This window comes from Streptomyces chilikensis (assembly GCF_001642695.1).
GTDB lineage: Bacteria > Actinomycetota > Actinomycetes > Streptomycetales > Streptomycetaceae > Streptomyces > Streptomyces chilikensis.
Genome location: NZ_LWCC02000085.1, coordinates 26,870 through 35,150 on the forward strand (window position 1 = coordinate 26,870; position 8,281 = coordinate 35,150).

Here is an 8,281-nt window from a genome sequence, read left to right on the forward strand (position 1 = left end):
GCCCGGCTCGAGCGTCGTCCTGCCGCCCCGCCGCTTCAGCGCCGGAGCGACGACGACAGTTCCTCGAGGTGGCGTGCGACCGGGCCGAAGGAGAGCAGTCCGCTCTGCGCGCCGGCCAGTTCCGCGGTCGCCGGCCGCAGCTGCCGGGCGGCGCGTCCCATCACCTCGCGGTCCCCGACCGCCGTGGCCGCCCTGGCCACCAGGCACCACAGGGCCTCGGACATGAGGTCACGGGGCGGGGAGGCGATGCCCCTCAGCGCGGCCCGCGCCGCTGTCACGTCTCCCGCGGTGACCAGGAGCAGCGGGCGCACCCAGGTCTCGTACGGTCCCCAGTCGTCCTCGGCGTCGACCACCGGCGGGAGGCCGTGACGCAGGCGCAGGCTCAGCCGTGCCATGGGCGGCAGTCCGTGCCCCAGGCCCGGCATCCCGGCACCGTCCAGGAGCGCTCCGGCTTCCCGGTAGGCCTGCTCGGCCTCCGGCAGCGGCCGGGTCGCGGCGGTGCGCAGGGCGCGGTACCAGGTGGTGAACACCGCGACGAGGGGGATGCCGTGACGCTCGGCGAGCCGGTCGGCGGCGGTGGCGTGCCGATCGGCCCCGACGAGGTCGGCCACGGCGCAGTGCGACTGGAGCCGGATCAGGTGGCCGAGGATCTCGTACGTCACCAGACCGCCCCGCCCGGCGACGGAGATCATCTCGGCGCCGACGGCGTCCCGGCGTGCCGACAGCCCGGCGCGCCGGAAGGCCTGCATGAAGACGCCGTTCAGCGCGAAGGCCAGCAGGGAGGGGTCGTCGAGCTGCCGCGCGAGCCGCTCGGCCCGCTCCGCGGCCTGGAGGGCGCGCGCCCCCTCGCCCGGAGCCACCCGGTCGGTGGGCAGGGTCCCGCGGGATTCCACGGCGATCGTGGCCAGCAGCCGGCAGCGGGCCGCGTCGTGCCGGTGGTCCTCCGGCAGCGTCCGCAGGGTCCGCTCCGCCGCGTCCACCAGCCGGCGGGCCTGTTCCGGGTCGTCGGAGCGGGTCCACACCGCGGGGACGTCGTAGATGCCGATGACGCGGGCGGTGACTTCCGGGTCGCCGAGCTGTTCGGCCGCGGCCACGGCGGCCACCCGGTGGCGCCGCGCCGCCTCCAGGCCTCCGCCTCCGGTCACCGCCAGGTCGCGCATCAGCCCCGCGGTGGACTCCAGCCGGACGCGCGCGTACGACGGGGCGGCCCGCTCGTAGGCCGCGGCCGCCTGCGCCCAGACCTGGGCAGCCGGACCGCCCGGGCCCGGGTCGAGGTGGTCCGCCTGCCGCAGGAGGTCGCTCTCCAGGCGGCGCAGCCTCGGCCCGGGCTCGATGCCCATCCGGTCGCCCAGGGCGCGCCGGGCTCGCCTGACGGCGGACAGCGCTTCCGTCTGGCGTCCGGACCGGTACAGGGCCAGGGCCAGCAGGTGCCAGGCGTCCTCCCGCCAGGGGTGCTCGCCGACGTGCGCGTCCAGCTCCGCCGCCGCCTCGGCCGCCGCGCCCAGGGCGAGGCGCGCCTGTGCCCGGTCCTCGATGGCCCGGCACTCCAGGTCGGCCAGCCGGGAGCGCTCGGCGCGCACCCAGGAGGCCGCGCCGACGTCCGCGTAGGCGGGGCCGCGCCACCAGCCCAGCGCCTGCGTGAGCCGGCGCACGGCCTCGGCCGGAGGCAGGTCTCCCGCCTGACGGACGGTCCGTTCCAGGCGCCAGGCGTCGACGTCCTCATCGGCGGCCTTGAGGGCGTAGCCCGGGCCGTCGGTGACCAGCAGGCGGGGGCGGGCACGCGGAGGACGGCCGGGTTCCAGGGCGCGGCGCAGCGCCGCGACGAACGTGCGGATCGTGCCGACGGCGTCGGCCGGCGGCTCGTCCCACAGGTCTTCCACCAGGCGGGACACGGGCACGACCCGGCGGCGCGCGACGACGAGCCGGGCCAGGAGCGCGCGGTGCATCGGCCCCTTGAGGGGAACGGGCACGCCCTCGGGACCCCAGGCCGCCACCGGCCCCAGCACGCCCAGGTGCACTCGCACGTCCGTCATCCACTTCACCGGAATACGGGCCTCAACCTACAGCGCGCTCATCGGCTGCTCATCCGGCGCACCCACGGTGGAGGCACGGAAGGCGGCCGCGAGGGCCGCGCCTTCCTCACGAGCGAAACGAGTCACGTTATGCCCATCACCCTTCCCGGCTTCGACCTCCAGCGGGTGCGGGTCGCCCAGGACGTCTCCCTGAACGTCGCCGTCGGCGGGTCGGGGACCCCCGTCGTTCTCCTGCACGGCTTCCCGCAGACCCACCTCATGTGGCGCGCCGTCGCGGCCGAACTGGCCGCCGAGCACACCGTCGTCTGCCCCGACCTGCGCGGTTACGGCGACAGCGACAAGCCCGTGGAGGACGGTCCGGACACGTACTCCAAGCGGACCATGGCCCAGGACGTCGTCACCCTCGCCAGGAAGCTCGGGCACGACCGCTTCGCCCTCGCGGGTCACGACCGCGGCGCGCTGGTCGCCTTCCGGGCGGGGCTGGACCACCCGGAGTCCGTCACCCACCTGGCCTGTCTCGACGTGCTGCCCACGCTCGACATGTGGGAGGCGCTGCACGGCGTGACGGCGGCCGTCGGCTTCCACCTGTACCTCATGGCGCAGCCGCCCGGGCTGCCGGAGAAGATGATCCGGGCGAGCGCCGACGAGTTCTTCGGACACTTCCTCGACCTGTGGGCCACCGGCCCGCAGGCCATACCCGCGGACGTCCGCGACGCCTATCTCGCGGCGTGCCGCAACGCGGTGCCGTCGATCGTCGCGGACTACCGCGCCTCCGCCGGCATCGACGTGGAGCACGACCGGGCCGACCGGGCGGCCGGCCGCCGTCTCACCATGCCGGTCACGGTCCTCCAGCAGGACTGGGGCGCCGCCCTCGGGTACGACGCCGCCGCCCTCTGGGGCGCCTGGGCCCCTGACCTGCGGCACCTGACCGTTTCCTGCGGTCACTTCATGGCCGAGGAAGCCCCCACGGACATCGCCCTGGCCCTGCAGGAGTTGCTGGCGCGCTGACACGCCGGCAGGCCGGCAGGCGCGGGCCGGGTGACGGTGCCAGGCGGAGGAGTACCGGCCTGGCACCGCCACTGGCACCGGGTGCTCTCTCTCCCTCGTTCAGGCTCCTGGCAGGAAGAGACAGAACGGATGGCCGTGAGGATCGCGGAGGACCCGCACGTCTTCCTGCGGCTGGTGGTCCTCCAGGGTCGCGCCCAGGGCGCAAGCCCGCTTGGTCTCCGCCTCCAGGTCGTCGACCTGCAGGTCCAGGTGCGCCTGCATCTGCTGAACACCCGGGCGCTGGGGCCAGACCGGGGGCGTGTGGTCGGTTTCCAGCTGGAAGCTGAGGCCGGGACGATCTCGTTCGGGGGCCCGCAGCCGAACCCATGCGGGACTCCGCTCGGCCTCCTCCCAACCCAGCAGGGCGCGGTAGAAGTCAGCAAGCGCGGGCGGATCCGGAGTACCGAGGACAAAGGCACCGAGCAGTGTCGTCATGTCCCCCTTTGTGCCCTCGACGCCTGTTCCCATACGTCCGTCTGTGCGCGGAAGGCGGGGTGTGGGGTTCCGTTGCAGGTGGCGTCGGAGGTGCGGAACCGGTGCAGGCCGACTTGTCCGCGCAGGTGTTCCCATAACGGGGCGCGGGCGAGAGCGGCGCGGCGGCGTATCCCGGGTGCGGTTTCGTCGCGTTGGGCCGCGTGGCACCCGGTCCGCAGCGGTGCCCCGTGGCCCCCGGCGGCACCGGGCCAGCCGTCGATGCCGCCAGCCGTCTCGTGTGGCGTGCGCAGCCCGCTGACCAGCAGTTTCGTTGCGATGAGGCTGAGTCGGGCGGGCTTCCGGCGCGGGGGTGCGGCGGTGTCACGGGCGGCTCTTTCCTTCCGCGCCGGAAGACCTGACGGCGCCTCACCCCGTGGTTTCACATTCTGTGAACGCCGCTCGCGGGGCGGCTTCTGGCGTCGGATAAGCTCTCCTTATCCGACGTCAGTTTTCCAGGCCTTCCCGGCGGTTCGGGGTGGCCGCCCGCACCGGGGGAGAGGGACTTGCACGACGCCCGCACACCCATCGTCGCCCCCGCGGGCGGCTCCGGCGACCCGCGCGCCGACCTCGTCGAGCGCTGGGCCGCCCGGCACGGCGTCGAGGCCGCCCGCCGGCTGGCGGCCGCCGAGGACCTGGCCGACGCCGTCGCCGCGGAGATCGTGCCGGCCAACACCCGCGACACCTACGCCAAGGCCTGGCGGGTGTGGGAACGCTTCTGTGCGGACACCGGCCTGCCGACGGGGGAGGCCAGTCGCGGCGCGCTGGTCGCCTTCGTCACCTGGATGCTGCGCGAGGGCCGCACCGACCACGCCGGCTACGCGCCCGCCTCGGCCGGCACCCACCTCGCCGGCGCGGTCGTCGGCCTGCGGACACGCGGCCACACCGTCAGCCGCGACGACCAGGCCGCCGCCCGCAAGGCCCTTCAGGGCCTCACCGTCAAACTCCTCCAGCAGGGCGAACGCCGCGGCCGCGGCCAGGCCCCCGCCGCCACCGTCTCCGACCTGCGCGCCGTCGCCCACGCCTGCCCCGACACCCTCACCGGCCACCGCGACAAGGCCCTCGTCCTCACCTCCTTCCACTACGCCGCCCGCGCCCAGGACCCCGCCGGCCTGCTGGCCGCCGACGTCCGCCTCGACCACCGCGGCCTGGTCGTCTCCGTCCTCACCGGCAAGACCCGGCACACCGTCCGCGACGCCAAGATCCCCTACAGCCACGACCCCGGCCTCTGCCCCGTCCGCGCCTGGACCGCCTACCGCCACCGCCTCGCCACCGACGCCGACCCCCGCTGGAGCACCCCCGACGCCCCCGCCTTCCTCGCCATCGACCGCTGGGGCAACCCCACCGGCGGCCTCACCCCCGACTCCGTCACCCGCGCCATCACCCGCATCAGCAAACGCGCCCACGTCCCCCTCACCTGGACCGGCCACAGCCTCCGCATCGGCCTCGCCACCACCGCCCGCGCCCACGGCAAGGACACCATCACCATCGCCGACCAGGGCGGCTGGGCCCGCCACTCCCGCTCCCTCCACCGCTACATCCAACGCACCGACGGCTGGGACGACAACGCCGCAGCCGGCCTCACCTGACCCGCGCCACCGGCGTCGAGCCGCCAGCTCTTCCTAGCCTGACCGACCCGAACGGCGTGGCGGCGAGCGCTGCGTGACCGCCGCTCACCGACGGTATTCGGACGCGCTGACGCGGCCGGTTGCCTGGGAATCACCGTGCCGGCCGCTCGGACGCCAGTGTTTCCAACGAATCTCCCTTGATCCCAAGACGTCTCGAATTCGTGCGTGAGTGCGATCAATTCGCGGGCACGGCCCGGCGGCGTGTGCAGAACCTGTGGCAGCTTCTGGGACGCCCGGTGGCCGCTGGAGCCGTCCGGGATCTCTTCTGTGGGGGATGTTCCATGCATTCGCGTGCTGCGGGCACGCCGTTTCGGCGTGCCCGGAAGAACATGAGACGCACCGTGGTCGCCGCTCTGACCGTGCTCACGGTCGGCGTGGCGGGACTGCCGGCCGTCGCCGCTCCGCCCGCGAACGAGGCGGCGGAATCGGTGTGGGGGAAGAAGGCGGACCGGCTGGAGGTGCCGCCGGTGAAGGTCGGCTCCAACAAGCCCGTCGCCTCACGGCCCGAGGCCGAGCCCTCGAAGGGCGAGGCGGCCTGGGAGGCGGGGCAGAAGGAACGCGCCCGTACGGGTGGCAAGGGGAGCAAGGCATCCAAGGCGCCTTCGTCGGCGTCCTCCGACGTCTCGCCCGCCAGCTACGTGCCGGAGGGCCAGGGCTCGGTCCCCTGGCACCAGATATCGGACTTCCGGATCACCGACTCCCTGGTCGCCCGCATCAACCTGTCCAACGGCAACCTGATGCTCGCCGCGACCGACTTCGAGATCGCGGGCGTCGGCCAGAAGCTGCGCCTGGCCCGCACGTACAACTCCTTCGACGCCCCCTGGGGCAAGGTCTCCCAGCAGTGGTGGCAGGAGTACGAGCGCTACCTCGACCTCTTCTACACGTCCGAGGTGATCTTCTACGACGCCACCGGCGCCACCGTCCGCTTCACCAAGAACTCCGACGGCACCTTCACCACGCCGAAGGGCTACTCGAAGGACCTGAAGAAGAACAGCGACGGCACCTACACCCTCACCGACCGCAAGTCGGGGTCGAAGGACACCTACGACGCGTACGGCACGCTGACCAAGGTCACCGACCGCAACAAGGGCACCGTCACCGTCGACCAGCACGACGAGGGCGAGGAGCACAAGGGCTTCAAGGTCACGGAGACCCGCTCGGGCCGGTGGGTCGACCTGGTCAAGACCTACCCGAACCAGTGGCAGGCCAAGGACCACACCGGCCGCACCGCCGTCTTCGACCTCGACAGCTCCGGCAACCTGGCGCGGACGGCGGACACCGAGGGCAAGGCGACCCAGTTCCAGTACGACTCCTCCCGCCGGCTCACGAAGATCATCACGCCGGAGGGCCGTGTCACGGTCTTCACCTATGACGACCACAACCGCGTCACCTCCATGCTGCGCGCGACGTCGCTCGACGGCTCCGGGCACACCGGCCCGACCCACACCTACAGCTACTCGGGCGAATGGCCGTCCGATGCGGGCACGACGACGGTCACCGATCCCGAGAAGCACGCCACCCACTACGAGCACGACGGCGACGGCCGGGTCACCAAGGTGACCGACGCCCTCGGCCGTGAGCGCTCGAAGAAGTACGACGCGAACAACAACGTCACCGAGGCCACCGACGCGATGGGCAGCGGTGGCGTCGGCGGCAACGTCACCGCCTACGGCTGGGACTCCCGCAACAACCCCACCTCCGCGAAGCTCCCCACCGGCGCGACCTCGTCCCTGACCGGCTACCAGACGATCTCGGGCGCTGACCTGCCGGGCTCCATGACCACCCCGGACGGGGAGAAGACCGACTACACCTACGACACCGCCGGCAACACCAAGTCCGTCGCGGTGACCGGCACCGGCGGCGGCAGCCAGACCTTCGACTACAACCCCGCCACCCCCACCTGCGGCGGCTTCGAGGGCCAGCGCTGCAAGGCCACCACGAAGATGAGCTCCACGAAGTCGGTGTCCACCTCCTTCACGTACGACGCCAAGGGCAACCTGACCAAGGTCACCCCGCCCGCCCCGCTCGGCGTCACCACCTACACCTACGACGACCTCGGTCGTCCCTTCATGGTGCGGGACGGGCGCGGAGTGACCGTCACGTACGAGTACGACGAGCGCGACCGCGTGGTGAAGGTCGACTCCTCCAACTACCTCACCGTCACCTACTCCTACGACGGCGACGGCAACCTGGTCCAGCGCTCCGACAAGACCGGGGTGGTTGGCTACACCTTCGACCCGCTGAACCGGGAAACGGTCCGCACCCTGCAGAACGGATCCCAGACCCGCCTCACCTACACCCCGGCCGGCAACGTCGACACCTATGAGGACCCGGCGGGCCTGACCGACTACACGTGGGACGCCGTCAACAACCTCACCCAGCTGAAGACGCCGGCAGGCAAGGTCACCACGTACGAGTACGACAAGAATGACGTCCGCACGAAGACCACCTATCCCGGCGGCACGGTCCAGGAGGTCACGCTGGACGAGTCCTCCCGGCCGAAGCGCATCAAGGCGACCTCGCCGAAGGGCACGCTGGCCGACCTCGCCTACTCCTACGCCTACTCCGGCGCCAACGCCAACGATGACGGCAGCAAGATCCGCACCAGCACCGACGCCGTCACCGGCATGAAGACCAGCTACACCTACGACGGCGCCGGCCGCTTCTCCTACGCCAAGGAGGAGAAGGGCACCACCCTCAATTCCTCCTGGCAGTACTGCTACGACCTCGCCGGCAACCTCACTTCGCAGGGCGTGGACCAGGGGTGCCCGCGCGGTACGACCTACACGGTCAACGACGCGCAGCAGATCACCGCGAAGAACGGTGACAGCACCAACTGGTCCTACGACAAGCTCGGCAACGAGACCGCCGGCGCCTCCACCCCGGAGGGCACCCGCACCGCCGAGAAGTGGTCGGACTACTCCCAGCTCACCTCGCTCACCGTCGGCGGCACCACCTACGCCGGCCAGTACGGTTCGACCGATCAGAGCGAGCGCATCCGCCTCGGTGACACCTTCTTCCACAACGGCCCCCTGGGCCTGTCCGCGAAGACCACCGCCGGCGTGGACATGAGCTTCAACCGGGAACCCGGGGGCACCCTCA

5 protein-coding genes are annotated in these 8,281 nt (G+C 72.3%); 3 read left to right on the plus strand and 2 right to left on the minus strand.

Features of this window, described 5'->3' with window-relative positions; genetic code table 11:
• Positions 1-35 precede the first annotated feature (35 nt).
• Positions 36-2,033: an AfsR/SARP family transcriptional regulator gene (locus tag A2U95_RS23440; protein WP_420857041.1), complete on the minus strand. Its 1,998-nt coding sequence runs from the start codon at positions 2,031-2,033 to the stop codon at positions 36-38.
• A gap of 129 nt (positions 2,034-2,162) precedes the next feature.
• Between A2U95_RS23440 and A2U95_RS23445 the strand changes: the two genes are divergently transcribed.
• Complete coding sequence (locus tag A2U95_RS23445) at positions 2,163-3,041, plus strand: alpha/beta fold hydrolase (protein WP_166026466.1); 879 nt, start codon at positions 2,163-2,165, stop codon at positions 3,039-3,041.
• A gap of 99 nt (positions 3,042-3,140) precedes the next feature.
• Here A2U95_RS23445 and A2U95_RS23450 read toward each other — a convergent pair whose 3' ends face one another.
• Entirely contained in the window at positions 3,141-3,515 is a 375-nt protein-coding gene (locus A2U95_RS23450; RefSeq protein WP_166026468.1) for a VOC family protein, read from the minus strand.
• A 542-nt stretch (positions 3,516-4,057) separates the two neighbouring features.
• Between A2U95_RS23450 and A2U95_RS23455 the strand changes: the two genes are divergently transcribed.
• The gene (locus A2U95_RS23455; RefSeq protein WP_240957869.1) at positions 4,058-5,140 is read left to right on the plus strand and encodes a tyrosine-type recombinase/integrase; all 1,083 of its coding nucleotides are present in this window, start codon (positions 4,058-4,060) and stop codon (positions 5,138-5,140) included.
• A gap of 368 nt (positions 5,141-5,508) precedes the next feature.
• A partial coding sequence (locus A2U95_RS23460) for a DUF6531 domain-containing protein (RefSeq protein ID WP_166026470.1) occupies positions 5,509-8,281 on the plus strand: 2,773 nt, incomplete at its 3' end.

Coding starts and splice junctions, on each gene's coding strand:
- A2U95_RS23445 (WP_166026466.1), top strand. CDS start 2,163: ATGCCCATCACCCTTCCCGGCTTCGACCTCCAGCGGGTGCGGGTCGCC.
- A2U95_RS23450 (WP_166026468.1), bottom strand. CDS start 3,515: ATGACGACACTGCTCGGTGCCTTTGTCCTCGGTACTCCGGATCCGCCC.
- A2U95_RS23440 (WP_420857041.1), bottom strand. CDS start 2,033: ATGACGGACGTGCGAGTGCACCTGGGCGTGCTGGGGCCGGTGGCGGCC.